At 62.4% G+C, this 25736-nt stretch carries 23 protein-coding genes; 6 read left to right on the top strand and 17 right to left on the bottom strand.

The window, feature by feature from the left end; genetic code table 11:
- Positions 1–499: 499 nt before the first annotated feature.
- The 5 genes from ACF8EF_RS08035 to ACF8EF_RS08015 all read right to left on the bottom strand — a co-directional run bounded on the left by ACF8EF_RS08035 (position 500) and on the right by ACF8EF_RS08015 (position 7686).
- Complete coding sequence (locus ACF8EF_RS08035; RefSeq protein WP_176685683.1) at positions 500–1525, bottom strand: putative 2-aminoethylphosphonate ABC transporter substrate-binding protein; 1026 nt, start codon at positions 1523–1525, stop codon at positions 500–502.
- An 18-nt stretch (positions 1526–1543) separates the two neighbouring features.
- Positions 1544–3268 (bottom strand): putative 2-aminoethylphosphonate ABC transporter permease subunit, encoded by a 1725-nt coding sequence (locus ACF8EF_RS08030; RefSeq protein WP_176685684.1) that lies wholly within the window; start codon positions 3266–3268, stop codon positions 1544–1546.
- A 1-nt stretch (position 3269) separates the two neighbouring features.
- Entirely contained in the window at positions 3270–4328 is a 1059-nt protein-coding gene (locus ACF8EF_RS08025) for a putative 2-aminoethylphosphonate ABC transporter ATP-binding protein (RefSeq protein WP_176685685.1), read from the bottom strand.
- Positions 4329–4554: 226 nt separating this feature from the next.
- On the bottom strand, positions 4555–5424 hold the full coding sequence (locus ACF8EF_RS08020) for a LysR family transcriptional regulator (RefSeq protein ID WP_176685686.1): 870 nt from the start codon (positions 5422–5424) through the stop codon (positions 4555–4557).
- Positions 5425–5433: 9 nt separating this feature from the next.
- The gene (locus ACF8EF_RS08015) at positions 5434–7686 is read right to left on the bottom strand and encodes a heavy metal translocating P-type ATPase (protein WP_339444638.1); all 2253 of its coding nucleotides are present in this window, start codon (positions 7684–7686) and stop codon (positions 5434–5436) included.
- Between the two features lie 83 nt (positions 7687–7769).
- Here ACF8EF_RS08015 and cadR point away from each other — a divergent pair, with 83 nt between their 5' ends.
- A complete protein-coding gene (gene cadR / locus ACF8EF_RS08010; protein WP_176685688.1) occupies positions 7770–8213 on the top strand; it encodes a cadmium resistance transcriptional regulator CadR in 444 nt (147 codons plus the stop codon).
- Positions 8214–8331: 118 nt separating this feature from the next.
- Here cadR and ACF8EF_RS08005 read toward each other — a convergent pair whose 3' ends face one another.
- The 3 genes from ACF8EF_RS08005 to ACF8EF_RS07995 are packed head-to-tail and all read right to left on the bottom strand — an operon-like array spanning position 8332 to position 10960.
- Complete coding sequence (locus tag ACF8EF_RS08005; protein ID WP_028697543.1) at positions 8332–9303, bottom strand: thymidylate synthase; 972 nt, start codon at positions 9301–9303, stop codon at positions 8332–8334.
- A 51-nt stretch (positions 9304–9354) separates the two neighbouring features.
- On the bottom strand, positions 9355–10161 hold the full coding sequence (gene lgt, locus ACF8EF_RS08000; protein ID WP_392461983.1) for a prolipoprotein diacylglyceryl transferase: 807 nt from the start codon (positions 10159–10161) through the stop codon (positions 9355–9357).
- Between the two features lie 16 nt (positions 10162–10177).
- Positions 10178–10960 carry a sulfite exporter TauE/SafE family protein gene (locus ACF8EF_RS07995; protein ID WP_176685690.1) on the bottom strand — a complete coding sequence of 261 codons (783 nt, stop codon included), beginning with the start codon at positions 10958–10960 and terminating at the stop codon, positions 10178–10180.
- 129 nt (positions 10961–11089) lie between these two features.
- Here ACF8EF_RS07995 and ACF8EF_RS07990 point away from each other — a divergent pair, with 129 nt between their 5' ends.
- Entirely contained in the window at positions 11090–11836 is a 747-nt protein-coding gene (locus ACF8EF_RS07990) for an NRDE family protein (RefSeq protein WP_176685691.1), read from the top strand.
- A gap of 143 nt (positions 11837–11979) precedes the next feature.
- On the opposite strand, the gene ptsP is transcribed toward ACF8EF_RS07990, so the two are convergent.
- Together ptsP and ACF8EF_RS07980 are read right to left on the bottom strand one after the other, a co-directional pair.
- Positions 11980–14259 carry a phosphoenolpyruvate--protein phosphotransferase gene (ptsP, locus tag ACF8EF_RS07985; RefSeq protein WP_176685692.1) on the bottom strand — a complete coding sequence of 760 codons (2280 nt, stop codon included), beginning with the start codon at positions 14257–14259 and terminating at the stop codon, positions 11980–11982.
- A 22-nt stretch (positions 14260–14281) separates the two neighbouring features.
- Complete coding sequence (locus ACF8EF_RS07980) at positions 14282–14761, bottom strand: RNA pyrophosphohydrolase (RefSeq protein ID WP_003249017.1); 480 nt, start codon at positions 14759–14761, stop codon at positions 14282–14284.
- Positions 14762–14902: 141 nt separating this feature from the next.
- Here ACF8EF_RS07980 and ACF8EF_RS07975 point away from each other — a divergent pair, with 141 nt between their 5' ends.
- Entirely contained in the window at positions 14903–15559 is a 657-nt protein-coding gene (locus ACF8EF_RS07975) for an HAD family phosphatase (protein ID WP_209969324.1), read from the top strand.
- Between the two features lie 129 nt (positions 15560–15688).
- Here ACF8EF_RS07975 and ACF8EF_RS07970 read toward each other — a convergent pair whose 3' ends face one another.
- The gene (locus tag ACF8EF_RS07970) at positions 15689–16114 is read right to left on the bottom strand and encodes a DUF2269 domain-containing protein (protein WP_392461981.1); all 426 of its coding nucleotides are present in this window, start codon (positions 16112–16114) and stop codon (positions 15689–15691) included.
- Between the two features lie 147 nt (positions 16115–16261).
- Complete coding sequence (gene ilvA / locus ACF8EF_RS07965) at positions 16262–17776, bottom strand: threonine ammonia-lyase, biosynthetic (protein WP_003249006.1); 1515 nt, start codon at positions 17774–17776, stop codon at positions 16262–16264.
- 133 nt (positions 17777–17909) lie between these two features.
- Between ilvA and rpiA the strand changes: the two genes are divergently transcribed.
- On the top strand, positions 17910–18584 hold the full coding sequence (rpiA, locus tag ACF8EF_RS07960; RefSeq protein ID WP_003249004.1) for a ribose-5-phosphate isomerase RpiA: 675 nt from the start codon (positions 17910–17912) through the stop codon (positions 18582–18584).
- A 103-nt stretch (positions 18585–18687) separates the two neighbouring features.
- Here the strand turns inward: rpiA and ACF8EF_RS07955 are convergent, their stop codons facing one another.
- The 4 genes from ACF8EF_RS07955 to ACF8EF_RS07940 form a co-directional block, all read right to left on the bottom strand.
- Positions 18688–19590 (bottom strand): SdiA-regulated domain-containing protein, encoded by a 903-nt coding sequence (locus ACF8EF_RS07955; RefSeq protein WP_392461979.1) that lies wholly within the window; start codon positions 19588–19590, stop codon positions 18688–18690.
- A 90-nt stretch (positions 19591–19680) separates the two neighbouring features.
- Positions 19681–20601 (bottom strand): SdiA-regulated domain-containing protein, encoded by a 921-nt coding sequence (locus ACF8EF_RS07950; protein WP_392461977.1) that lies wholly within the window; start codon positions 20599–20601, stop codon positions 19681–19683.
- Between the two features lie 181 nt (positions 20602–20782).
- Positions 20783–21448, bottom strand: a complete 666-nt coding sequence (locus tag ACF8EF_RS07945) for a fumarylacetoacetate hydrolase family protein (protein WP_176685697.1) — start codon at positions 21446–21448, stop codon at positions 20783–20785.
- A gap of 25 nt (positions 21449–21473) precedes the next feature.
- The gene (locus ACF8EF_RS07940; protein ID WP_392461975.1) at positions 21474–22871 is read right to left on the bottom strand and encodes an FAD-binding oxidoreductase; all 1398 of its coding nucleotides are present in this window, start codon (positions 22869–22871) and stop codon (positions 21474–21476) included.
- Between the two features lie 171 nt (positions 22872–23042).
- On the opposite strand from ACF8EF_RS07940, the gene serA reads away from it, so the two are divergent.
- Positions 23043–24272 carry a phosphoglycerate dehydrogenase gene (serA, locus tag ACF8EF_RS07935; RefSeq protein WP_014592761.1) on the top strand — a complete coding sequence of 410 codons (1230 nt, stop codon included), beginning with the start codon at positions 23043–23045 and terminating at the stop codon, positions 24270–24272.
- A 46-nt stretch (positions 24273–24318) separates the two neighbouring features.
- Here the strand turns inward: serA and ACF8EF_RS07930 are convergent, their stop codons facing one another.
- Positions 24319–24795: a DUF4399 domain-containing protein gene (locus ACF8EF_RS07930; RefSeq protein WP_014592762.1), complete on the bottom strand. Its 477-nt coding sequence runs from the start codon at positions 24793–24795 to the stop codon at positions 24319–24321.
- 223 nt (positions 24796–25018) lie between these two features.
- Between ACF8EF_RS07930 and ACF8EF_RS07925 the strand changes: the two genes are divergently transcribed.
- The gene (locus ACF8EF_RS07925) at positions 25019–25507 is read left to right on the top strand and encodes a transporter substrate-binding domain-containing protein (RefSeq protein ID WP_176685699.1); all 489 of its coding nucleotides are present in this window, start codon (positions 25019–25021) and stop codon (positions 25505–25507) included.
- Positions 25508–25736 lie beyond the last annotated feature (229 nt).

The raw sequence follows: 25736 nt of genomic DNA, 5'->3' as shown, positions 1-25736 counted from the left end.
TCTTCGCGGGTGAACCCGCTCCTACACGGCGGCCTGTGTACAACCACCGATGTGTGTCCACCACCAATCCGGTGTAGGAGCGGGTTTACCCGCGAATACGGTAGCGGCAGCAACAGTGAACGACGGGTGGAAATTGGCCAGCAGGGCCGGCCTCTTCGCGGGTGAACTCCTACACGGCGGCCTGTGTACAACCACCAATGTGTGCCCACCACCAATCCGGTGTAGGAGCGGGTTTACCCGCGAATACGGTAACGGCAGCAACAGTGAACGACGGGTGGAAATTGGCCAGCAGGGCCGGCCTCTTCGCGGGTGAACCCGCTCCTACACGGCGGCCTATGTACAACCACCGATGTGTGTCCACCACCAATCCGGTGTAGGAGCGGGTTTACCCGCGAATACGGTAGCGGCAGCAACAGTGAACGGCGGGTGGAAATTGGCCAGCAGGGCCGGCCCTTTCGCGGTATACCCGCGAAGAGGCCGGCCCTGCAATAGCGAAGCGTTACTGCTGGGCCACCTTCTCCGACTTGCCGTCATAGCGCTTGCGCCATTCGGCCAGAATCTGGTCGCGGTTCTTCGAGGCCCAGGCAAAGTCGTTCTTGATCAGCCGCTGCTCATAATCTGCCGGCAGCTCGGTCTGCGGCTTGGCGATGCCCGGCGCGGCCAGTACGGCGAAGTTTTCCTTGTACAGTTCCATGGCCGCCGGGCTGGCCGAGAAATCGGCCAGGCGCTTGGCCGCATCCGCCTTGGGCGAGCCTTTGATCACCGCGGTCGCTTCGATCTCCCAGCCCAAACCCTCCTTTGGCAGCACGATGTCCAACGGCGCGCCTTGGCGCTTGAGCTGCACGGCCGGATATTCGAACGAAATACCGATCGGGAACTCGCCCGCCGCCGCCAGCTTGCACGGCTTTGAGCCGGAATGAACGTACTGGCCAATGTTCTGGTGCAGCGCGTCCATGTAGGCCCAGCCCTGCGGCTCGCCAAAGGTCTGCAACCAGGCACTGACATCCAGGAAGCCGGTACCGGACGAAGCCGGGTTGGGCATGACGATCTTGCCCTTGTACTCGGGCTTGGTCAGGTCCTGCCAGCTCACCGGTTTGCTCAGGCCCTGTTTCTCGGCCTCGATGGTATTGAAGCAAATGGTGGCGGCCCACACGTCCATGCCGACCCAGGCTGGCGGGTTGGCGGCGTCGCGATAATTGCCGGAGATCTTGCCCAGGTCCTTCGGCGCATAGGCTTCGAGCATGCCGTTCTGGTCGAGGATGGCCAGGCTCGATGCCGCCAACCCCCACACAGCATCGGCTTGTGGGCGCTCTTTCTCGGCCAGCAGCTTGGCGGTGATGATGCCAGTGGAATCACGCACCCACTTGATCTCGATATCCGGGTTGGCCTTCTCGAAGGCCTGCTTGTAGGTTTTCAGCTGTTCGGCTTCCAGGGCGGTGTAGACCGTCAGCTGGGTATCGGCGGCTGAAGCCTGCAGGCTGAACACGGCGGAAACGGCAGCGGCAAGGGTAAGGTGCTTGTGCATGGGTAGGTTCCTTGGAAGTCAGACGGTCGCGGCGCGTTGGCGCCAGGCTTGGGAACGGCGCAGCAGGCCGCGCGAGGCTGCAGCCAGCAACAATGAGGCGCCGGCACTGGTCAGCAGGATCAGGGTGGACATGGCGGCGGCACCACCAACGTTGCCGGCGTCGTCCATGTTCAGCACGGCAACGGCAGCCAGGAGGGTGTCGGGGCTGTACAGGAAAATCGCTGCCGACACGGTGGTCATCGCCGATACGAACAGGTAGCGGATGATATCCAGCAGTGCCGGCAAGCAGATCGGCACAGTCACGCGCAGGAAGTGCTTGTACAGCGGCGCTTTCAACGACAGCGCGGCGGCCTCGAACTCGCCGTCGAGCTGGCGCAGGGCGGTGGTCGCGGTCATTTGCGCGGTGGTCAGATAATGGGCAATGGTGCACAAAACCAGCAACCCCATGCCGCCGTACAGCACATGCAGCGGGTTGCCGTTCAGGTTGAAGAAGAATACGTAGCCCAGGCCCAGTACCAGGCCCGGCACGGCCATGGGGATAAAGCTGAGCAGGCGCAGCGCATGATTGAGCAGGCGTTGGCCCTGGGTCTTCTCCATCAGGTAGGCACCGGTGAAGATCACGATGCTGCCAATCAGCGCGGTGCCAATGGCCATGGTCACGCTATTGCGGTAGGCCAGCCAGCCGCCACCGGCAGTGTCTTCGAACATGTAGTGGCGCAGCGACAACGACAGGTTGTAGGGCCAGAAAGTGACCAGCGAGGAGTACACCGCCATGCCGATCACCAACAGCAACGCCGCGCACACCAGCAGCACAATGGTCAGGAAGCAGGCATCGCGGCCGCGTGATGGCTTGGGTTCGAACACCTGCGCACGGCCACCCATGGCCTCGCCCTGGCGTCGGCGCAGCCAGGCGTCGACGGTAAAGCTGAACAGGGCCGGCAACAGCAGCACCATGCCGATCAGCGCGCCACGGCCGAACTGTTGCTGGCCCACCACCGCCTTGTAGGCTTCCAGCGCCAGCACTTGATAGTCGCCCCCCACCACGACCGGTACACCGAAGTCTGTGATAGTCAGCGTGAATACCAGGCAAAACGCCGCGAATACCGCCTGGCGCGAGGCCGGCCAGGTGATGCTGGTGAACGCCCGCCACGAGCCTGCCCCCATGCTGGAGGCCGCATCGAACAGGCGAGCATCAGCCAGTGACAGTGCCGACAGCAGAATCATCAGCGCATGCGGGAAGGTGTAGATAGCCTCGCCCAGCACGATACCCCAGAAGCCGTAGATATTGTCGCTGAGCAACCCGCGCAGCAGGCCCTGGTTGCCAAACAGGTAGACCAGGGCGATGGCCGGCAGCATCGACGGTGCCAGCAATGGCAGCAGCGAAATCCCCCGCCACAGGCCCTTGGCCGGGATCAACGTGCGTTGCAGGGCAAAGGCGAACAAATAGGCCAGCGGTACCACAATGGCCGCGACAGTGAAGGCCACCGACAGGCTGTTGCCAAGCAACCAGTGGAAGCTGGCGCTGGCGAACAGTTCACGGGCCGCCAGCAAGCCACCGCCCTGGCCCGCTTCACCGCTGAAGCCACGCCAGAAGATCGCCAGCAACGGCATCAGCACGGCCAGCACCAACAGAATCAGCAGCACGCTCTTGCCGCCGACGACGAACAGCCGGTCACCTAGGGCGACGCCAGCACGCGGCGTGGCTTTGGCTTGGCTCAACGGCACGGACATTGGCGCGGCCATCTCAGGCAAACACCTGCAGGCTCTGCGGTGGCAACGCCACCCAGATGTCCTGCGAACCCAGGCGCGGCATGGCCTCGGGGGCGAGCTCGGCCAGCAGGGCATGGCCTGGCAGAGCCTTGAGTTCAAAGCTCATGCGGCAGCGGTTACCGAGGAAGGTGATTTCGCGGACCATGGCCGGGAACAGGTTTTCTTCGTGCACCACCGGGTTGACCGTGATCGCTTCCGGGCGGCAGAACAGCCGGCCACTGCTGGCCTGGGCTGAACCCGGCGCCAGGCGCATGTTCATGTCGCCGACCTGGGCATGGCTATCGCTGCTGCGCTGGAAAGGCAGCCAGTTGCCCTGGCCGACGAACTCGGCAACGAACGGCGTGGCCGGGTGGTCGTAGATTTCCTGCGGGGTAGCGTACTGTTCGACCTGGCCGTTGTTCATCACCGCAATGCGGTCGGCCATCAACATGGCCTCGTCCTGGTTGTGGGTAACCATCAACGTGGTGATGCCCAGTTGGCGCTGCAGTTGACGCAGTTCGGTGCACAGGTGCTCGCGCACCCGGGCGTCCAGCGCCGACATCGGCTCATCGAGCAGCAGCAGCGATGGCGACGGTGCCAGCGCGCGGGCCAGGGCCACACGCTGCTGCTGGCCACCGGAGAGCTGGCCTGGGTACTTCTTCTCGCTGCCCGTCAGGCCTACTAGTTCGAGCATTTCGGCCACCCGCTGACGGGCCTGCTCCCGACCACTGCCCGTCAGGCCATAGGCGATATTGGCTTCGACGGTAAGGTTGGGAAACAGCGCGTAGGACTGGAACAGGATGCCGTAATCCCGCGCCTGGGGAGACAGATTGGAGATATCGCGTTCGCCGATGTACAGCGTACCGCGATCCTGGCGCTCCAGGCCGGCAATGCAACGCAGCAGCGTGGTCTTGCCACAGCCGGATGGGCCGAGCAGGCACACCAGTTCGCCCGCGGCGATGTCCAGCGAGACATCGTTGAGCGCCGTGAAGGCACCGAAGCGCTTGTGGATGTTGCACACTTTTATCTGTGCGCCGGGGGTGGTGTGGTTCATGGCATGGCCTCATCGAAGAGATGGGGCCATGCTAGGCAGGCTGTGCGAAGGTTCTGTGGCTGTAAGGCAAAAGCCGGTGATAGTGGTATAGGCAGATTTAGTAGTGGCCTGTGCCGGCCTCTTCGCGGGAAAACCCTACAACGGAATGCGTGTACGCGGAAAATGCAGGCATGCGGGTACACAGAAATGCAGGAGCGGGTTTGTCCGCGAAGAAGCCAACACGGATCTAGAACTGCGAACCGGCCACTTCCTGCGCCACCCCCAGGAATGCCGCCGGCAACCGGGCCTGGCGCCGCTCCTTCAGGCAATACAGGTACTCATGCATCACCGGCGCATTTTCCAGCGCCAGCACCCGAAGTTCGGGATTGTGCGGCACCTCATGGCGGGCAATCACGCTGATGCCGATATTGCGCAGCACCGCTTCGCGGATCGACTCGCGGCTGCCGATTTCCATCAGGGCGCCGGCCTTGACCCCGGCCTCCTGCATCATCTGCTCGGTCAGCTTGCGTGTGGTCGAGCCCTTCTCGCGCATCAGCAGGCAATGCCCCGACACCACCTCGATCGACACCGTCTGGCGATGGGCAAGCGGGTGGGTGCGGTGCACCGCCACCACCAACGGGTCAGTGCCCAGTATCCGCCGCACCAACCGCGCGTCCTCCACCCATTGCGACGACGCGGCAATATCCACCCGGTAATCCTCGAGCATTTCCAGCACCTGCTGCGAGTTGCCGATCTCTACCGCCACTTCAACCTGTGGCAGGCGTTCACGATAGACCTTGACCAGGTCGAGAATGTAGTAAGGCGCAGTAGCAGCGATGCGCAGGCTGCCCTGGGCCTGGCCACTGTTGCGCAGCTCGAATTCGATGTCGGCTTCCTGCTGCAGCAGCGCCTTGACCATCGGCAGCAGGCGTAAGCCCTCCTCGCTCAACACCAGGCGCCGCCCGCCGCGGTAGAACAGCTCCACGGCGTACTGGCCTTCCAGGCTGCGGATCTGCGTGGTCACCGTGGGCTGGCTGAGGCCAAGCTTCTTCGCCGCCTGGGTGATGCTGCCCAGACGGGCCACCATGTAGAAGGCCTTCAGCTCGGAACTCAGCATGTACGTCCTCTATTTGCGCAAAAGGCGCAAGCCGTTGAACACCACCAGCAAGCTCACGCCCATATCAGCGAACACCGCCATCCACATCGTGGCCATGCCGGCAAAGGTGATCGCCAGAAATATCGCCTTGATGCCCAATGCCAGCACGATGTTCTGCATGAGGATCGCCGCACTTTGGCGCGACAGCCTGACGAAGGCAGGGATTTTCCGCAAGTCATCGTCCATCAGCGCCACATCGGCCGTCTCGATGGCGGTGTCGGTGCCGGCAGCAGCCATGGCAAAGCCGATTTCGGCGCGGGCCAGCGCCGGAGCGTCGTTGATGCCGTCACCGACCATGCCCACCCGATGGCCTTGGGCGTACAACGCCTCAATGGTTTTCAGCTTGTCGGCCGGCAACAGGTTGCCCTCGGCGCGGTCGATCCCCACCACGGCGGCAATGGCCTGCGCAGTATGCGGATTGTCACCGGTCAGCATGACAGTCTTGATACCCAGTTGATGCAATTCGGCGATCGCCTCACGGCTGCTGTCCTTGACCGTGTCGGCCACGGCGAACAGTGCCAGTGGCCCGGAGCGGTCGAGCAGCAGGACCACGGTCTTGCCCTGGCGCTCCAGCGCATCCAGTTGGGCCTCCAGCGCTGGCGAACACAGCCCCAGTTCCTCGACCAGGCGGTGGTTGCCCAAATGGTAGACCTCGCCGGCGATGACGCCACGCACGCCGCGCCCGGCCAGGGCGGCAAAGTCACTGACCTCGCTCAAGGCCAGGCCTTGCTGCTTGCCGAACTCGGCAATGGCGCGGGACACCGGGTGGTCCGACCGCTCGCCCAAGCTTGCCGCCAAGGCTTGCGCGCGGTCTTCGAACAGCGGTACGAGTACCTTACCGTCGGTCTGCACCGGCTTGCCATGGGTGATGGTGCCGGTCTTGTCCAGGGCCAGGAAGTCCAGGTGGCGACCACCCTCCAGGTAAACGCCACCCTTGATCAGGATGCCTTTGCGCGCCGCAGCGGCCAAGCCACTGACGATGGTCACCGGGGTCGAGATCACCAGCGCGCATGGGCAGGCCACAACCAGCAGCACCAAGGCCCGGTAGACCCAGTCGAACCAGGCGCCAGCCATGAACAGCGGTGGTATCAGCGCCACGGCCAGGGCAATGGCGAACACCACCGGGGTGTAGATGCGCGAGAAACGGTCGACGAAGCGCTGGGTAGGCGCCCGCGCGCCCTGCGCTTCCTCCACCGCCTTGATGATCCGCGCCAGGGTCGACTGCCCGGCAGCGGCGGTGACGCGAAACTCCAGCGCCCCCGCCTGGTTGATGGTGCCAGCGAACAGCTTGTCGCCCACATCCTTCTCCACAGGCAGGCTTTCGCCGGTAATCGGCGACTGATCGACGCTGGATTGCCCACTGGCCACTTCACCGTCCAGGCCGATGCGCTCACCCGGGCGCACCCGCACCAGTGCGCCGATGGCCACATCACGCACGTCCAGTTCGCGCCACAGGCCATCGGCCTGCTGCACCGTGGCCATGTCCGGGGTCAGCTGCATCAACCCGCCGATGGCATTGCGCGCACGGTCCAGCGAGCGCGCTTCGATCAGTTCGGCAACGGTGAACAGCACCATCACCATAGCCGCCTCCGGCCACTGGCCGATCAATACGGCCCCCGTCACGGCGATGCTCATCAGCGCATTGATGTTGAGGTTACGGTTTTTCAGGGCAATCCAGCCCTTCTTGTAGGTACCCAGGCCGCAACCGAGGATCGCTGCCAGTGCCAGTCCCGCCACCACCCATTCCGGGGCCAGTGCCGCAAAGTGCACGATTTCGGCGGCGATTGCGGCAACGCCCGACAATGCCAGTGGCCACCAGTGGGCCTTGGCCGGTTGTGGCACGCTGGCGCTGCCATCGTCCTGGGCGGCGATCGGCTCGGCCTTCATGCCGAGGCTGTCGATCGCCCGCTCGATATCGGCGGTGCCGTCCAAGGTGTGGCGCACGCCAAGCACGCGGTTGATCAGGTTGAATTCCAGCTGTTCGATACCGGCCAGCTTGCTCAGCTTGTCCTGGATCAGGGTCTGCTCGGTGGGGCAGTCCATGGCATCGATGCGGAAACGACTGAGTTGTGCCTGGGCACTGGCCGTTTCGCTCAGTTGCACCAGCGGCGGCGCGGCTTTGGCGCCGCAGCAGCTGTGGCCGTGGGCAGCATGGCCATGGTCGTCATCGCCATGAGCGTGATCGTGCGGATGCTTGTGTTCGTGGCTGACAGGCTGGTTCATGGGTCATCCTTAAATTGAGCCTGTTGCCAAGTGAACACCCTGTAGCCACTATAGGGTCAAGCCTCTTTGCTGGAGATTTCGTGATGAAGATCGGAGAACTGGCCAAAGCCACCGACTGCGCGGTGGAAACCATCCGCTACTACGAGCGTGAAAGCCTGCTGCCGGAGCCAGCACGCAGCGACGGCAACTACCGGCTGTACACCCAGGCCCATGTGGAGCGGCTGACCTTCATCCGCAACTGCCGCACGCTGGACATGACCCTGGACGAAATTCGCAGCCTGCTACGCCTGCGCGACAGCCCCGACGACGCGTGCGGCAGCGTCAATGCGCTGATCGACGAGCATATCGAGCATGTTCAGGCGCGGATCGATGGCTTGGTGGCATTGCAGGAGCAGTTGGTGGAGCTGCGGCGGCGCTGCAACGCGCAGGGGAGTGAATGCGCGATCTTGCAGCAACTGGAGACGAACGGGGCGGTATCGGTGCCGGATACCGAACATTCGCATGTGGGGCGCAGTCACGGGCATTGAGCCAAAAGCTTCGCGGGTGAACCCGCTCCCACAGGGACCGCGCACGACTTAGGCCTGTGCAGCAGCCTGTGGGAGCGGGTTCACCCGCGAAGAGGCCAGTTCAAACAATGAAGATCTATCAGACCGCCATCGGCGCTGTCATCGGCGCGTGGTGCTCATAACCTTCCAGCCAGAAATCACTCGGCTCGATCTTCTCCAGCCACTCCGGCTCGTATTTGCCAGTCTCGGCAAACGCCGGCACACGGTCGCTGATGACCAGCTTCGGCGCCTCCAGCGGCTCGCGCTGGAGCTGCTCGTTGAGCATGTCCAGGTGGTTTTCATACACATGGGCATCGCCGATGAAGTAGGTGAACCAGCGCGGTGTATAGCCGGTCAGGCGGCCGAACAGCGACAGCAGTGCCGCGCCTTCGGTGAGGTTGAACGGCGTGCCCAGCCCCAGGTCGTTGGAGCGGATGTAGAGGGTCAGGGAAATTTCCCTGGTCTCGACATTCGGGTGGAACTGGTACAGCAAGTGACACGGAGGCAGTGCCATTTCGTCCAGTTGCGCGCAGTTCCAGCCGTGGAACAGGATACGGCGGCTACCCGGGTCGTTGGCGATGGTGTCCAGGCACTGGCGCACCTGGTCGATCGCCTTGTACAGGATGACGAATGCGACGCCGTCCTCTTCGTCCTGGGCAATGCGGCGGAAACCGGCTTGCTCGGCCATCTCGATAGCCGCCGGGTTGCTCAGCGGGATGCGCTTGTAGCCCGGCCACTGGCGCCATTGCACGCCATAGATCTCGCCCAGGTCGTCATGGCCCTGACGAAACGGATTGGCCAGCCACTGAGCGTTTTCGTTGGCGTTCTGGTCCCAGACCTTGCAGCCCAGCTCGCGAAACTCACCGGCGTTCTTCACGCCACGCAGGAAACCGACCATTTCACCAATCGCCGACTTGAACGCCAGCTTGCGTGTGGTAATGGCCGGAAAGCCCTTCTGCAGGTCGAAACGCAGCATCGCGCCCGGCAGGCTGATGGTGCGGATGCCGGTGCGGTTTCCTTGCAACGTGCCGTTGTCGATGACGTCGCGGACCAGGTCCAGATACTGTTTCATGGCTTACCTGTAGCAAAAACGGCAGGGGGATCGCCCCTGCCGTGGGATTAATCAGGCGGGTTTCGCCGTGGGCTTGCGATTATAAGCCCACCAGATCAAGACGAGGCCACCGACTATCATCGGAACGCACAGCAACTGGCCTTGAGTGAGCCAGCCGAACGCGATGTAACCGAGTTGTGCATCCGGCACCCGGACAAACTCCACGGCAAAGCGGAAGATGCCGTAGCACAGCGAGAACATTCCCGACACCGCCATGGTCGGCCGTGGCTTGCGCGAGAACAGCCACAGGATGACGAACAGCGCCACGCCCTCAAGGGCGAACTGGTACAGCTGCGAGGGGTGACGCGGCAGCTGCGCCGGGTCACTGAACGGCGGGAAGATCATCGCCCATGGCAGATCGGTAGGCTTGCCCCACAGCTCGGCGTTGATGAAGTTGCCGATGCGCCCGGCGCCCAGGCCGATCGGCACCAGCGGGGCCACGAAGTCCATCAGTTCGAAGAACGACTTGTTGTTGCGCTTGCCGAACCACAAAGCCGCCAGCATCACGCCGATGAGGCCGCCGTGGAACGACATGCCACCCTTCCATACCTCTAAGATCAGTGCCGGGTTGGCCAGGTAGGCGTGCAGGTCGTAGAGCAGTACGTAGCCCAGTCGGCCACCGACGATCACCCCCATCGACAGCCAGAACACCAGGTCGGAAAGCTTTTCGCGCGTCCAGGTGGGGTCGAAGCGGTTCAGTCGGCGCGAGGCGAGCAGCCAGGCACCGCCTATGCCGATCAGGTACATCAGGCCGTACCAATGGATTTTCAGCGGCCCGATGGCCAAGGCCACGGGGTCTATCTGCGGGTAAGGCAGCATGGAACTTCCTCTCGATTCAAATCAAAAAGCTGAGGCCGACACAGAACAGCAGGGCTGCGAACAGGCGTTTCAACAAACGGGGCGACAGCTTGTGCGCCAGGCGCGCGCCGAAGCGGGCGAAAAACATGCTGGTCACGGCAATGCCGACCAGCGCCGGCAGGTACACGTAACCCAGGCTGTTAGGCGGCAGGTGCTCCTCGTGCCACCCCAGCAGCATGAAGCTCAGGGCACTGGCCACAGCAATCGGCAGGCCACAGGCCGATGACGTGGCCACTGCCTGCTGCATGGGCAGGCTACGCCAGGTGAGGAACGGCACCGTCAGCGAACCGCCGCCAATGCCGAAAATGGCCGAAGCCCAACCGATTACGCCGCCTGCGCCGATCAATGCGGGCTTGCCGGGGACGCCACGGCTGGCCTTGGGCTTGAGGTCCAGCGCCATCTGCGCGGCGATGACCAGGGCGAACACGCCAATGATCTTTTGCAGCAACGGGCCCTGGATCAGCGAGGCGGTCTTGGCGCCGACCCCCGCCCCCAGGAGGATGCCGAAGGTCATCCAGGCGAAGATTGGCCATTGCACGGCACCCTTGCGGTGGTGCTCCAGCACGGCGTTGATAGAAGTGAAGACGATGGTAGCCAGCGACGTGCCGACTGCCAGGTGGGTCAGCACCGAAGCGTCGAAACCCTGCAGGGTAAAGCTGAACACCAACACCGGCACGATGATGATGCCGCCGCCCACGCCGAACAGCCCGGCCAGCACACCGGCACAGGCGCCCAACAACAGATAGAGCACGAATTCCATTCGGCGTCCCCTAGAAATCAATCCGGCATGGTAACGGAAGCCGGGCTCGAGGCTCTAGTGAACTCTGTGTCAGGATGGATCCGCACCGCTCCTGTGGGTACAGTGACCAGAAAACACAGAGGCCAACCTATGTGCCTGATCGTATTTGCCTGGCGGCCGGGGCACGCCCTGCCGCTGATCGTGGCGGCCAACCGCGACGAATTCTATGCCCGCCCCACTCAGCCCCTGGCGGCCTGGGAGGATGCACCCGGGGTGCATGCCGGGCGCGACCTGGAAGCGGGCGGTACCTGGCTGGGCATAGGCCCACAGCAGCGCTTTGCCGCGCTGACCAACATCCGCGACCCAGGCCAGGCTCCGGGGCCTCGCTCGCGGGGTGAACTGGTGGCGGCGTTTCTGCAAGGGGAGCTGGGGGTCGAGGCTTACCTGGACCAGGTGGCCAGCCGTAGCGGGCAGTACTCGGGGTTCAACCTGCTGGTGGGTGATGGGCAGCGACTGGGTTATCTGCATGCCCGTGAGGCCACGCCGCGCCTGCTGAGGGCTGGGGTTTACGGGCTTTCGAACGCCGGGCTGGATACACCGTGGCCGAAACTGGTGAAGGCACGTGACGGGCTGCAGAGCCTGCTGGACACACCGGAGCCGCACAGGCTGCTGGCATTGCTTGCGGACAACGAGCCCGCGGCTGATGGTGATCTACCCGAGACAGGCGTGGGGTTGGCGACCGAGAAGTTGCTGTCGAGCGTATTCATCGCCAGCCAGAATTACGGGACCCGGGCGAGTACAGTGCTGATTGTGGATAATCAGGGGCGAAGGCGGCTGGTTGAGCGCAGCTTCGGGCCTTTTGGCGGGCATTTGGGGGAAATTGAGTTGTTGGCCTGAGCATTTGATGTTGTTTGCTCGGGCCTCTTCGCGGGTGAACCCGCTCCTACAACGGCCTGTGCCGGGCCACCAGATGTGCACCCCCCCGCTCCGCGCGTAGGAGCGGGTTTACCCGCGAAGAGGCCCGAACAGGCAGCGCTCAGTCAGAGGGTCTTGTTGGCCTCAGGCCCAATCATCCGCGCCAACCCAAGGTTCTTCAAGGCCAGTTGCAGCGAGCTGTGGATAACCTGCGGGTTGTCATGGCTCAAGGCCTCGGCCAGCAGTTCCTTGGCCTTGCCCATATTGATCTGGCGCAGCATCCACTTGACCTTCGGCAGGTTGGTGGCGTTCATCGACAGGCTGTCAAAACCCATGGCCATCAACAGGACTGACGCTGCCGGGTCACCGGCCATCTCACCGCAGATGCTCACCGGCTTGCCTTCGCCATGGGCGTCGCGCACCACCGTGTTCAGCGCCTGCAGTACCGCCGGGTGCAGGTAGTCGTACAGGTCGGCGACCCGCGGGTTGTTGCGGTCCACCGCGAGCAGATACTGGGTCAGGTCGTTGGAGCCGACCGACAGGAAGTCCACCTGCCGCGCCAGTTCCTTGGTCTGGTACACCGCCGCTGGAATTTCCACCATCACACCCACGGGCGGCATCGGTACATCGGTACCTTCATCACGCACTTCACCCCAGGCGCGGTGGATCAGGTGCAGCGCCTCTTCCAGCTCGTGAATGCCGGAAATCATCGGCAGCAGGATGCGCAGGTTGTTCAGGCCCTCGCTGGCCTTGAGCATGGCGCGGGTCTGTACCAGGAAGATTTCCGGGTGGTCGAGGGTGACGCGGATGCCGCGCCAGCCGAGGAACGGGTTTTCTTCCTTGATCGGGAAGTACGACAGCGCCTTGTCACCACCGATGTCGAGGGTACGCATGGTCACCGGCAGCGGGTGGAAGGCCGCCAGCTGCTCACGGTAGATGGCCAGCTGCTCTTTTTCACTGGGGAAGCGCTGGTTGATCATGAACGGCACTTCAGTGCGGTACAGGCCCACCCCTTCGGCGCCGCGCTGCTGGGCACGGGCCACGTCAGCGAGCAGGCCGGTATTGACCCACAGGGGCATGCGGTGGCCGTCGGGGGTGATGCACGGAAGTTCGCGCAGTGCATCCAGCCCTTGGGCCAGCTGGCGTTCCTCTTCGACCACTTCGCTGTACTGCTTGCGCAGCACTTCGCTGGGGTTGGTGAACACCTCGCCCTTGTAGCCGTCGACGATCAGTTCAATACCGTCGACTTTGGAGTACGGCAGGTCGACCAGGCCCATCACCGTGGGGATGCCCATGGCCCGCGCGAGGATGGCGACGTGGGAGTTGCCCGAGCCGAGTACCGAGACCAGGCCGACCAGCTTGCCTTCCGGCACTTCACCAAGCATGGCCGGTGTCAGTTCCTCACTGACCAGGATGGTGTTGTCGGCATACACCAGCGACTGCGAGCGTGCTTCCTGCAGATACGCCAGCAGGCGCCGCCCCAGGTCCTTGACGTCGGAGGCACGCTCACGCAGGTAATCATCGTCCATCAGCTCGAAGCGGTTGACGTGCTCACCCACCACCTGGCGCAGGGCGCCCTGGGCCCATTGGCCGGTCTTGATGACCTCGGTCACCTCTCCGCCCAAGGCTGCGTCTTCAAGCATCATCAGATACACGTCGAACAGCGCGCGCTCTTCCGGGCGCAGCTGGGTGGCGAGCTTGGCCGACAGCTTGCGCATGTCGTCGCGCACACCTTCCAGGGCGTTCTGGAACAGCTTGAGTTCGGCGTCGATGTCATCGACGGTCTTGTCCGGGACCACTTCCAGGTCAGCCGGCGGCAACATCACCACCGCACGCCCCACGGCGGCGCCAGGCGACCCCGGCACACCCACGAAGCGGGCCTCTTGAATACCTTTGCCCTGACGGCCCAGGCCCCGGATCGAGCCGGTAGCCTCGGCGTGGGCGATAACCCCGGCAAGCTGGGCGCTCATGGTGACCAGGAAGGCTTCCTCGCCCTCGTCGAACTGGCGGCGCTCCTTTTGCTGGATGACCAGTACCCCGACCACACGGCGGTGGTGGATGATCGGCGCCCCCAGGAAAGAGGCAAATTTCTCTTCGCCGGTTTCGGCAAAGTAGCGGTAACGCGGGTGGTCGGCGGCATTTTCCAGGTTCAGTGGCTCTTCCCGGGTACCGACCAGGCCAACCAGGCCCTCGTTGGGGGCCATGCTGACTTTACCGATGGAGCGCTTGTTCAGGCCTTCGCTAGCCATCAGCACGAAGCGGTTGGTTTCCGGGTCGAGCAGGTAGACCGAGCAGACCTGGCTGCCCATGGCTTCCTTGACGCGCAAGACAATGATCCCCAACGCCGACTTGAGATCTTTGGCGGAGTTTACTTCCTGGACGATCTTGCGCAGCGTATTGAGCATGGCTCGGGGTCGAACTCCGTCGTCAGTCGCGCGTCAAAAGACGCGGTGCTAGCTCTTTCAGGGCGCGTCGGTACACCTCGCGCTTGAATGTCACAACCTGGCCCAGCGGATACCAATAGCTCACCCAGCGCCAGCCGTCGAATTCCGGCTTGCCGGTCAGGTCCATCCGCACCCGTTGTTCGTTGCTGACCAGGCGCAGCAGGAACCACTTCTGCTTCTGGCCGATGCACAGCGGCTGGCTGTGGGTACGTACCAAGCGCTGTGGTAAACGATAACGCAACCAGCCACGGGTGCAGGCAAGAATTTCTACATCGTCGCGTTCAAGGCCAACTTCTTCGTTCAGCTCGCGGTACAGGGCATCTTCCGGCGTCTCGTCAGGGTTGATACCACCCTGGGGGAATTGCCAGGCATCCTGGTTGATCCGTCGAGCCCATAGCACCTGCCCGGCATCATTCGTGAGAATGATCCCGACATTGGGGCGAAAACCATCCGGGTCGATCACGGCAGCAACCTCGCAAACGCATGTCAACGCATTGTTCCACAAAGCTTGCGAGCGCAGCAACGCGCCCGCCAAGCTTATGTGCAGCTGCGTGAAAACTCCGTATTCTGCGGGCCTACCCTGTGGCTGATGCGAGTGACCGCGATGCGCCTGGCTTTATTCGACCTGGACAATACCCTCCTCGGTGGCGACAGCGACCATGCCTGGGGTGACTATCTTTGCGAGCGCGGCATTCTCGACCCGGTCGCCTACAAGCAACGCAACGACAGCTTCTACCAGGACTACCTCAATGGCACCCTGGACCTGCAGGCCTACCTGGCCTTTTCCATGGAGATCCTGGCGGCAACACCCATGGCCAAACTCGACGAATGGCACCGCGACTTCATGCGCGACTGCATCGAGCCCATCATCCTGCCCAGGGCCCTGGCCTTGCTGCAGCAGCACCGCGAGGCGGGCGACCAACTGGTGATCATCACTGCTACCAACCGCTTCGTCACCGCACCAATCGCCCGGCGCCTGGGGGTGCGGGTGTTGCTGGCAACCGAGTGCGAGATACGCGACGGCCGCTATACCGGGCGTAGTACCGATATACCGTGTTTCCGTGAAGGCAAAGTGACGCGGCTGGAGCGCTGGATGCTGGAGAACGGCTTTGATCTTGAGGACAGCTACTTCTATAGCGACTCGATGAATGACCTGCCGTTGTTGCAGCGGGTGACCCACGCAGTGGCAGTGGACCCGGCCCCGGACCTGCGGGCCGAGGCCGATAACCGTGGGTGGCCGGTGATCTCGCTGCGGGATTGAGGTTTCGCGTGTCGGCCTTTTCGCGGGCACGCCCGCTCCCACAGGAATCACCACAGGCCTTGAGGGCTGCGCTGTACCTGTAGGAGCGGGTTCACCCGCGAAGAGGCCGGCACAAACAGCACAAGGCTGTCAGACCGGCTTGGCCCCCATCAGCCCGGCAATGGACAGGAAGCAAACCCCACTGAACACCGCCAGCGCCAGGGTGAACCGCAACCCGACCACCTCGGCCTTGCGCAGCCGGTTCAGCCGCACCAGCAGCCACCACAGGGCAAACGCACCGACGGTATAGATGACACTGGATGCCAACACCCAGGTCTGCCCCAGTGGCCAGCCCACCAGGTGTACCAGCCACCAGCCGGTGAACGGCATGCTTACCAGGCACAGGCCCATCACCAGCCAGACGAACACCAACGGCCGGCGCAGCAGCTTGGCGTAGGCGTCGGCATCGCCCTGGCGGCGGGCGCGCCAGGTCCAGATCGCCAGGCCCAGGGCACCCAGAAACAGCAGCGCGGTGGCAATGATGTGCAAGGTCTTGAGCGTGGTCAGGTGTTCCATGTCTCGGTCGTCCTTAAACTGGCATTTTGCGGTAGCTTCTTCGCGGGCTTACCCGCTCCTGCCAAGGTATCTCAGGCCTTGGGGCCTGCGCAGTGCCTGCGGGAGCGGGCAAGCCCGCGAAAGGGCCATCAGCCCTAGCTTAGCCGCTCAGCCCAGGAACAGTTTGTAGGCCGGGTTTTCGGTCTCGTCCCAGTACGGGTAACCGATCTTGGCCAGCGCTGCCGGCACCAGGTGACGTTCGTCCTCCGGCACCTGCAGCCCCGCCACCACGCGCCCGTCAGCCGCGCCATGGTTGCGGTAGTGGAACATCGAGATGTTCCAGCGCCCGCCCAGCTTGTTGAGGAAGTTGAACAGCGCCCCCGGCCGCTCGGGGAATTCGAAGCGCAGCACCATTTCGTCGCTGGCACCGGCCGAGTGGCCGCCGACCATATGACGAATATGCAGCTTGGCCAGTTCGTTGTCGGTCAGATCGGTAACCGGGAAGCCCTGCTCGGTCAGTTGCTGCACCAGCGCAGCGCGCGGGTCGTTTTCCGGGTGGGTCTGCACCCCAACGAAGATATGCGCTTCGTCAGAGGTGTGCTTGCGGTAGTTGAACTCGGTGATCTGACGCTTGCCGATAGCCTCGCAGAAGGCCTTGAAGCTACCCGGGCGCTCAGGGATGGTCACGGCGATGATCGCCTCGCGCTTCTCGCCCAGCTCGGCACGCTCGGCCACATGGCGCAGGCGATCGAAATTGACGTTGGCACCGGAGTCGATGGCCACCAAGGTCTGGCCGCTGACGCCGTATAGCTCGACGTACTTCTTGATGCCCGCCACACCTAGCGCGCCAGCAGGCTCGGTGATCGAGCGGGTATCGTCGTAGATATCCTTGATTGCTGCACAGATTTCATCGGTACTGACAGTGACGACTTCGTCCACATGGTGGCGGCAGATATCGAACGTGTGCTGGCCAATCTGCGCCACCGCCACGCCATCGGCGAACAGCCCGACCTGCGGCAGCACCACGCGCTCACCGGCAGCCATGGCCGCCTGCAGGCAATTGGAGTCGTCCGGCTCGACACCGATTACCTTGATTTCCGGTCGCAGGTACTTCACGTAGGCAGCAATGCCGGCGATCAGGCCGCCGCCGCCCACCGGGACGAAGATCGCGTCTAGCTGGCCAGGGTGCTGGCGCAGGATTTCCATGGCGACGGTGCCCTGCCCGGCGATGGTGTGCGGATCGTCGTAAGGGTGAACGTAGACAAAGCCCTTTTCATCGACCAGTTTCAGCGAATAGGCCAACGCCTCAGGGAACGAGTCGCCATGCAGCACCACCTTGCCACCGCGCGAGCGCACGCCTTCGACCTTGATCTCCGGAGTAGTCTTGGGCATCACGATGGTGGCCTTGATGCCCATTTCGCGCGCGGCCAGGGCCAGGCCTTGGGCGTGGTTGCCGGCCGAGGCGGTGACCACGCCACGGGCCAGTTCTTCCGGGCTCAGCTGGGCCAGTTTGTTATAGGCGCCGCGGATCTTGAACGAGAATACTGGCTGCAGGTCTTCGCGCTTGAGCAGAATCTGGTTGCCCAGGCGCTTGCTCAGCTGCCCGGCGCTCTGCAACGGGGTTTCGACGGCAACGTCATAGACGCGCGAGGTGAGGATCTTCTTGACGTACTGTTCGAGCATCGGGAAAGCATCACTGGGCCGCGGGACGAGGGCTGGGAGTCTACCCCAGCGCTACGTCGGGCGACCACAGCAAAGCCGTGCGAGCCGTTATACTAGGTGACTTTGAAACCGCCCTGCCCCTTCCGGAGCCCGCATGACCCAGGACCAACTCAAACAGGCCGTCGCCCAGGCCGCTGTCGACTTCATTCTGCCCAAGCTGGATGAAAAGAGCGTCGTAGGCGTCGGTACCGGTTCGACCGCCAACTTCTTCATCGATGCCCTGGCTCAGCACAAGACCGCTTTCGACGGCGCAGTCGCCAGCTCCGAAGCCACTGCCCAGCGCCTGAAGGGCCATGGCATCCCGGTCTACGAACTGAACAGCGTCAGCGAGCTTGAGTTCTACGTGGACGGCGCCGACGAGAGCGATGCACACCTGCACCTGATCAAGGGCGGCGGCGCAGCCCTGACCCGCGAAAAGATCGTCGCGGCCGTGGCCAAGACCTTCATCTGCATCGCCGACGGCAGCAAGCTGGTGCCGGTACTGGGGGCCTTCCCGCTGCCGGTCGAAGTGATCCCCATGGCCCGCAGCCACGTGGCGCGTCAGCTGGTGAAGCTGGGTGGCGACCCGGTGTACCGTGAAGGCGTGGTCACCGACAACGGCAACGTGATCCTGGATGTGTACAACCTGCAGATCACCAACCCGGTGGAGCTTGAGGCGCAGATCAACGCCATCGTCGGCGTGGTGACCAACGGTCTGTTCGCGGCGCGGCCGGCGGATCTGCTGTTATTGGGCACTGCTGAGGGCGTTAAGAGCCTCAAGGCCGAGTAAAACTCTTCGCGGGTGAACCCGCTCCTACAGGTACCCCACAAGCCTGGAACCGAGGCGATCCCTGTAGGAGCGGGTTTACCCGCGAATAGGCCCTGACAGGCAATCAGTCAGCCGGCTGCTTGAACACATAGAACAGGTTCGGCTCACTGACCAGGTAAATGGTCCCCACTTCATCCATCGCAATGCCCTCCGCCTGCGGCACCGTCGCCTGCAACCCCTGGAAGCCCTTGCGCAAAGACAAGGTACTCAGCGGCCTACCCTCGACATCCAGCTCCAGCACCAGCCGCGACTCGTCCGACAACGCCAGCAGATGCCCACTGCGCTCATCGAACTGCAAACTCGAAAGGTCCCTCACAAATAGCCGTGAATCGCGCTTGCGGTCCTGCACCACATGCACGGCGTAGGGCTTTTCCGGGTTGTCATGCGGGAAGCCATGCACCTCATAGATCAGCATCGGGTCACGCTCCTTCGCCACGAACAGGCGCTTGCCCGCCGAATCGTAGGCCAGGCCCTCGAAGCCCTTGTTGCCATTGAGACCGATGCCCAAGGTCAGCTGCTCGGCATCACCGGCATCGAGAAACAGCGTGTCGTCGTCCAGCCGTACGCGAATCAGCCGTTGCTGACGCTCGTCGGTAATCACATAGCTGTTTGGCCCAACGTACTCCACCGCCTCCGGGTCGCCAAAGCCAGTCAGCGGCACACGTCGCAGGATACGGCCGTCCAGCGACAGCTCGATCAGCTCCGAACGTGCATTGGTGACCGTGAAGAGGGTTTTGCGGTCGGGGTCGTAGGTCAGCGCCGAAATGTCATCATCCAGCCCTTCGATCGGTTGCGCCTCCAGCACCACCCGGTAGCGGTCCAGGCCAATGCTGCGCTCCACAGGCTGCCACCAGGTCTTCAGATTGAACCAGCCACGCTCGAACAGGCGAAACTCCTGCCCAGCCCAGCCAAGCAGGAGCAGACCAACGGCAGCCAGAACAAGGAGCAGGCGAACAAAACGGCGCATAGGGACAGACTCGACACAAGGATGGCGAATCTAATCATGAATGGCTGAAGCAAAGCTTAATGCAAGCGTCAGGCAAATCTGATGATGTTGTCAGTTCTTCTTGAACCGATAGAAAAGCGCCGGCTCGCTGACCATGTACAAGTTGCCCTTGTCGTCCATGGCCACCCCCTCAGCCCGCGGAATGGTGTCTTCAAGCCCGTTGAAGCCGCCCAGCAGTGTCATGAAGCTGACTTGCTGGCCCTGCTCGTCCAGCTCCAGCAGCATGTTGGAATCGGCCGAGAGCACCAGCAAGTGTCCAGTACGCGGGTCGACCCCCAGGGCAGACAGGTTGCGCAAGTCGAGTTCATCGCTCGGCAACGGCTGTTTGTCACCCTGGAGCGGGCTGCGGCCATCGGTACTCCAGGTGTACAGCTTGGGCGGGCGCTCCTCGCCAATGATCAGGCGCTTGCGCAGCGGGTCCCAGGCGATGGCCTCGAAGCCCTTGTTGCTTTTGACCGACGGGCCCAGGTCGTGGCTCTGGAAGTCGTCGTGATTCAGTGCCGTGGTCTGCGCGTCCACCTTGACCACGGTCAGATCGTGCAGGCGCTCGTCAGTGATGGCCAGGTTGCCGTCTTCCAGCACCGCGACGCCTTCGGGGTTGTTCCAGCCGTTGAGCGGGATCTTGCGCAGCACATCGCCCTCCAGGCTCAGCTCGACCAGGATCGGGTTCTTGCCCATGACCGCGAACAGGGTGCGCGTTTGCGGGTTGAAGGCCACATCCGAGGCTTCATCATCATCCATGCCCGGCAGCGGTTTGGCGTCGATGTCCACCTGGTAATCCGGCAACCACACGCTTTCGCTACGCTCGGCGGTGCTTTCGAAGCCTTCTTTTACCCACAGTGCACCGCGGTCATCCCAGTGCATGGCCACGGCCACGCCATAGCCGATCACCGCCGCCACGGCCAGGCTGAAGGGCCAGCGCAGGTAGAAGCGACGCTTGGGAGTTGCCGGGGCGCTGGAGGAGGATGGCATGCGGTGATCCTGGGGAAATGGGCGTAGGTGCGCGCATTATCCGGATTGGGTGTGAAAAATCGGTAAACAGGGCCGGCCTCTTCGCCGGTAAACCCGTACCCAAGGTGCTGCACAGTATTCAAGGCCTGTGCAATCCCTGTAGGAGCGGGTTTACCCGCGAAGAAGGCGACGCGGTTTCGAGTTAAAGCACCCGGCTTTCGAAGCGGCTCACACCCGGCAGCTCCAGCACCAGCTCGTCACCGACATTGAACGGCCCAACGCCCGCCGGTGTACCAGTGAGGATCACATCCCCCGCCTGCAACGAGAAATGCGCTGCCATGTACTGAATCATCGGCACGATCGGGTTCAGCATCAGCGCGCTGTTACCCTCCTGGCGCACTTCGCCATTCACGGTCAGGCGCACCGGGATGTCTGTCACATCCTCGAAGCTGGCAGCCGAGACGAACGGTGGCAGCACGCAAGCGCCGTCAAAGCACTTGGCCAGCTCCCAGGGCAGGCCCTTTTCCTTCAGCTTGGCCTGCACGTCGCGCAGGGTCAGGTCCAGCGCCGGCGCGTAACCGGAAATGGCGTCCAGCACCTCTTCCTCGCTCGGATGGGTCGACAGCGGTTTGCCCAGCAGTACGGCAATTTCAACTTCATAGTGCACCGACCCACGCTCGGCCGGGATCTTGAAGCCACCTTCGGCCGGCACCACGCAGCTGCCCGGCTTGATGAACAGCAGCGGCTCGGTGGGGATCGGGTTGTCCAGTTCCTTGGCGTGCTCGGCATAGTTACGGCCGATGCACACCACCTTGCCCAGGGGGAAGTGAATGCGCGTGCCGTCTACGTACTGGTGCTGGTAACTCATGGCCGACTCCTCTGGATACTGCTTTTTATTCAGGTGCAAAGATCTTACCCGGATTCATGATGCCGTTAGGGTCGAACACGGCCTTTATTGCTTTCATGCAGGCGATTTCTTCAGGGGAACGGCTGTAGCTCAGGTAGTCACGCTTTGTCATGCCTACACCATGCTCGGCAGAAATCGACCCGTTGTAACGCTCGACAATCTCGAACACCCACTTGTTGACCTTGGCACACGAAGCGAAGAAGTCGTCCTTGCTCATATGCTCAGGCTTGAGGATGTTCAGGTGCAGGTTGCCGTCACCAATATGGCCGTACCACACCACTTCATAATCCGGATAATGTTCAGAGACGATGACGTCGATATCGCGCAGGAACGCAGGCACTTTCGAGACAGTGACGGAAAGGTCGTTCTTGTACGGTGTCCAGTGCGAGATGGTTTCCGACAGGTACTCGCGCAGCTTCCACAGGTTTTTCAGCTGGGTTTCGCTCTGGCTCATCACCCCATCCAGCACCCAACCCTGCTCGACGCAATGCTCGAAGGTAGCCAATGCTTCGTTGGCAACGTCTTCAGTGCTGGCCTCGAACTCCAGCAGCGCATAGAACGGGCAATCAGTCGCGAACGGCGCAGGTACATCGCCGCGCGCAAGGATCTTGGCCAGCCCCTTGTCGGAGAAAAACTCGAAAGCGGTCAGGTCCAGCTTGCCCTGGAAGGCGTGCAGCACCGGCATGATCGAGTCGAAGTCCGGTGTGCCCAGCACCATGGCGGTGAGGTTGCGCGGTGCGCGGTCCAGGCGCATGGTGGCCTCGACCACGAAGCCCAGCGTACCCTCGGCACCAATGAACAGCTGCCGCAGGTCGTAACCGGTGGCGTTCTTGATCAGGTCCCTGTTCAGTTCCAGCAACTCGCCCTTGCCGGTGACCACTTTCAGCCCGGCCACCCAGTTGCGGGTCATGCCGTAGCGAATCACCTTGATTCCGCCGGCATTGGTGCCGATATTGCCGCCAATCTGGCTGGAGCCGCTGGAAGCGAAGTCCACCGGGTAATACAGGCCTTGCTCTTCGGCGAAGGTTTGCAACTGGCGGGTGATGACCCCTGGCTGGCAAACCACAGTGCGGTCGAAAGCATTGAAGCCAAGGATCTGGTTCATGTAGTCGAAGGCGACCACAACCTCGCCATTGGCCGCCACCGCACCAGCAGAAAGCCCGGTACGCCCGCCAGAGGGCACCAGCGCCACCTGGTGCGCATTGGCCCAGTGCACAATGGCTTGCACCTGTTCTACCGTTTTGGGAAAGACGATGGCGCTGGGCGCGGGCGGGTAATGCTTGGTCCAGTCCTTGCCATACGCTTCGAGGGAAACCGGGTCAGTCAGGACCTTGCCCGGGTCGACAAGGGTCATCAGTTCTTCAATAACAGCGGGGCGGTTCATCGCTGGAACTCTCGACTTATTCATGGTCACCCTGAGCACTCTTCACCTGTCGGGATAAGCTCAGATTGTGTCGCGTATGCTAGCATAGCCCTCCCGCTGTTCATGCTAAGGCTGCCCTCGCGCCTGGCATCACCCCTCGCCAATTTATCTCCGGGATACAGGTTTACGCAGATGAGCAAGACTTCTCTCGACAAGAGCAAGATCCGGTTCCTTCTTCTTGAAGGTGTGCACCAGAACGCGGTCGATACCCTCAAGGCCGCCGGCTACACCAACATCGAATACCTCACTGGTTCGTTGCCGGAAGCCGAGCTGAAGGAAAAGATCGCCGATGCCCACTTCATCGGCATCCGTTCGCGCACCCAGCTCACCGAAGAGATCTTCGACTGCGCCAAGAAACTGGTCGCTGTTGGCTGCTTCTGCATCGGTACCAACCAGGTTGACCTGGAAGCTGCCCGCGAGCGCGGTATCGCCGTGTTCAACGCGCCATACTCCAACACCCGCTCGGTCGCCGAACTGGTACTGGCCGAAGCCATCCTGCTGCTGCGCGGCATCCCTGAGAAGAACGCCTCCTGCCACCGTGGCGGCTGGATCAAAAGTGCTGCCAACTCGTTCGAAATCCGCGGCAAGAAACTGGGCATCGTCGGCTACGGCTCGATTGGTACCCAGCTTTCGGTACTGGCTGAGAACATGGGCATGCAGGTGTACTTCTTCGACCCGCTGACCAAGCTGCCACTGGGCAACGCCGTGCAGGTCACCAGCCTGAACGAGCTGCTGGGCCTGGCTGACATCGTCTCGCTGCACGTGCCTGAGCTGCCATCCACCCAGTGGATGATCGGCGAGAAGGAAATCCGCTCGATGAAGAAGGGCGCGATCCTGATCAACGCCGCCCGTGGCACCGTGGTCGAACTGGACCACCTGGCCGCTGCCATCAAGGACAAGCACCTGATCGGCGCTGCCATCGACGTGTTCCCGGTCGAGCCACGCTCCAACGACGAAGAGTTCGAGAGCCCGCTGCGCGGCCTCGACAACGTGATCCTGACGCCGCACATTGGTGGCTCCACCGCCGAAGCCCAGGCCAACATCGGTCTGGAAGTGGCCGAGAAACTGGTCAAGTACAGCGACAACGGTACTTCGGTGTCCTCGGTCAACTTCCCGGAAGTGGCCTTGCCAGCGCACCCAGGCAAACATCGCCTGCTGCACATTCACGAAAACATCCCGGGCGTGCTCAGCGAGATCAACAAGGTCTTCGCCGAGAACGGTATCAACATCTCCGGTCAGTTCCTGCAGACCAACGAGAAAGTCGGTTACGTGGTGATCGACGTTGACGCCGAGTACTCGGACCTTGCGCAAGAGAAACTGCAGCAGGTCAAGGGCACCATCCGTTCCCGCGTCCTGTTCTAAGTCTGGGTGCAGCATGAAAAAGGGAGGCCATGAAGGCCTCCCTTTTTTATTTCACTTCAACCGTGATTTTCTTCGACTCGACGCTAGGCTTGAACGGCACGTGATACTGGTCACCCAGAATCAGTTGCAGGGTGTGCTTGCCCGGGGTCAGGGTGATGCTGGTTTCGGTCTGTGCCTTGCCGAAGTGCAGCACTTGCGGCCCTGCCGGCAGTGCGACGCCGGCCTCTGGCATCAGGCTGGTCGGCAGCGGCATGTCAGCCACGGGCTCCTTGTCGACATCCACCAGTAGATGGTGGTGCCCGGTGTGCGGTGTTTGATCGCCCGCAGGCTTGAGGCCCATACCCTCGATGCCGAACTTGACGGTGAAGGTCTTGTCGACCGTGGCACCATCGGCGGGGGAAACGATGAAGACCTTCGCCTCCTTGGGCGGCTCCTGGCTCTTCAGGGCGTCTGCGGCACTGGCGAACACCGACGCTCCCATCAGCAGACCGGCAACGGCAGCACGCGAAAATAGGCTGTTCATTCACTTCTCCTGTGATTCACTTATTGACCGCAGCCTGTCATCCAAAAGCGGCGGTAGTTCACCTTAGTTGAAATAACCGCCAAGGTGTTCACATTGCCTGACAGAAATATTTCAGTCAGGGTTAAACAATGCCGAGGCTTGAAGGTCATAGGCTGCGCTCGATCACGGCGAGGAAGAAAGCCGTGGCGACCGTTTTCAATCTGCAAAAAGAAAAGGGGCATACATGCGTTCGACCATAGGTGTACTGCTGGCAGTACTGATCAGTCCATTGGCTCAGGCGGAGCTGATCGACGAAATCGCCGACCGGGGCGAACTGCGCATTGCCATACAAGCCGACAACTCGCCCTACGCTTTCAAACAAGACGACCATCTGACAGGTTTTGACATCGAATTTGGCCAGGCCCTGGCCAAGGAACTGGACCTGCGCGCCGAGTTCGTCGAAGCCCCGGCGACCGAAGTGCTGGCGGGTGTCGAGAGTGGCAAGTACGACATCGCACTCACCCCGTCGAGTGATTCGCTCACAGGCGACGGCCCGCTCGATGTGAGCCGGCCGATTGGCGAGAAGAAGCTGGTGATCCCGTTCCAGAAGGACAACCCGGCTTTTGAAAGCGCGGTAAACAATGCGTTGCAGCGCTTGAAGGACAGTGGCCGGACTGGCGAGCTTGAGCAGAAGTGGTTCAAGGGTGTGCAGGAGACTGCAGGCGGGCAGTAAGGTCTTATTTGCAACCTGTACCCGCTAATACAGTGGCGGCGGCAACGGTGAACGGCGGGTGGAAATTGGCCAGCAGGGCCGGCCTCTTCGCGGGTGAACCCGCTCCTACACGACGGGCTGTGTCCAACCACCGATGTGTACCCACCACCGATCTGTGTAGGAGCGGGTTTACCCGCGAATGCGGTGGCGGCGGCAACGGTGGACAGCGGGTGGAAATTGGCCAGCAGGG

The sequence above is a fragment of the Pseudomonas sp. zjy_15 genome (assembly GCF_043101865.1).
Taxonomy (GTDB): Bacteria; Pseudomonadota; Gammaproteobacteria; order Pseudomonadales; family Pseudomonadaceae; genus Aquipseudomonas; species Aquipseudomonas putida_Y.
The sequence above is the reverse complement of the archived record's forward strand: the minus strand, read 5'-3'. Positions and strand labels throughout refer to the sequence as shown.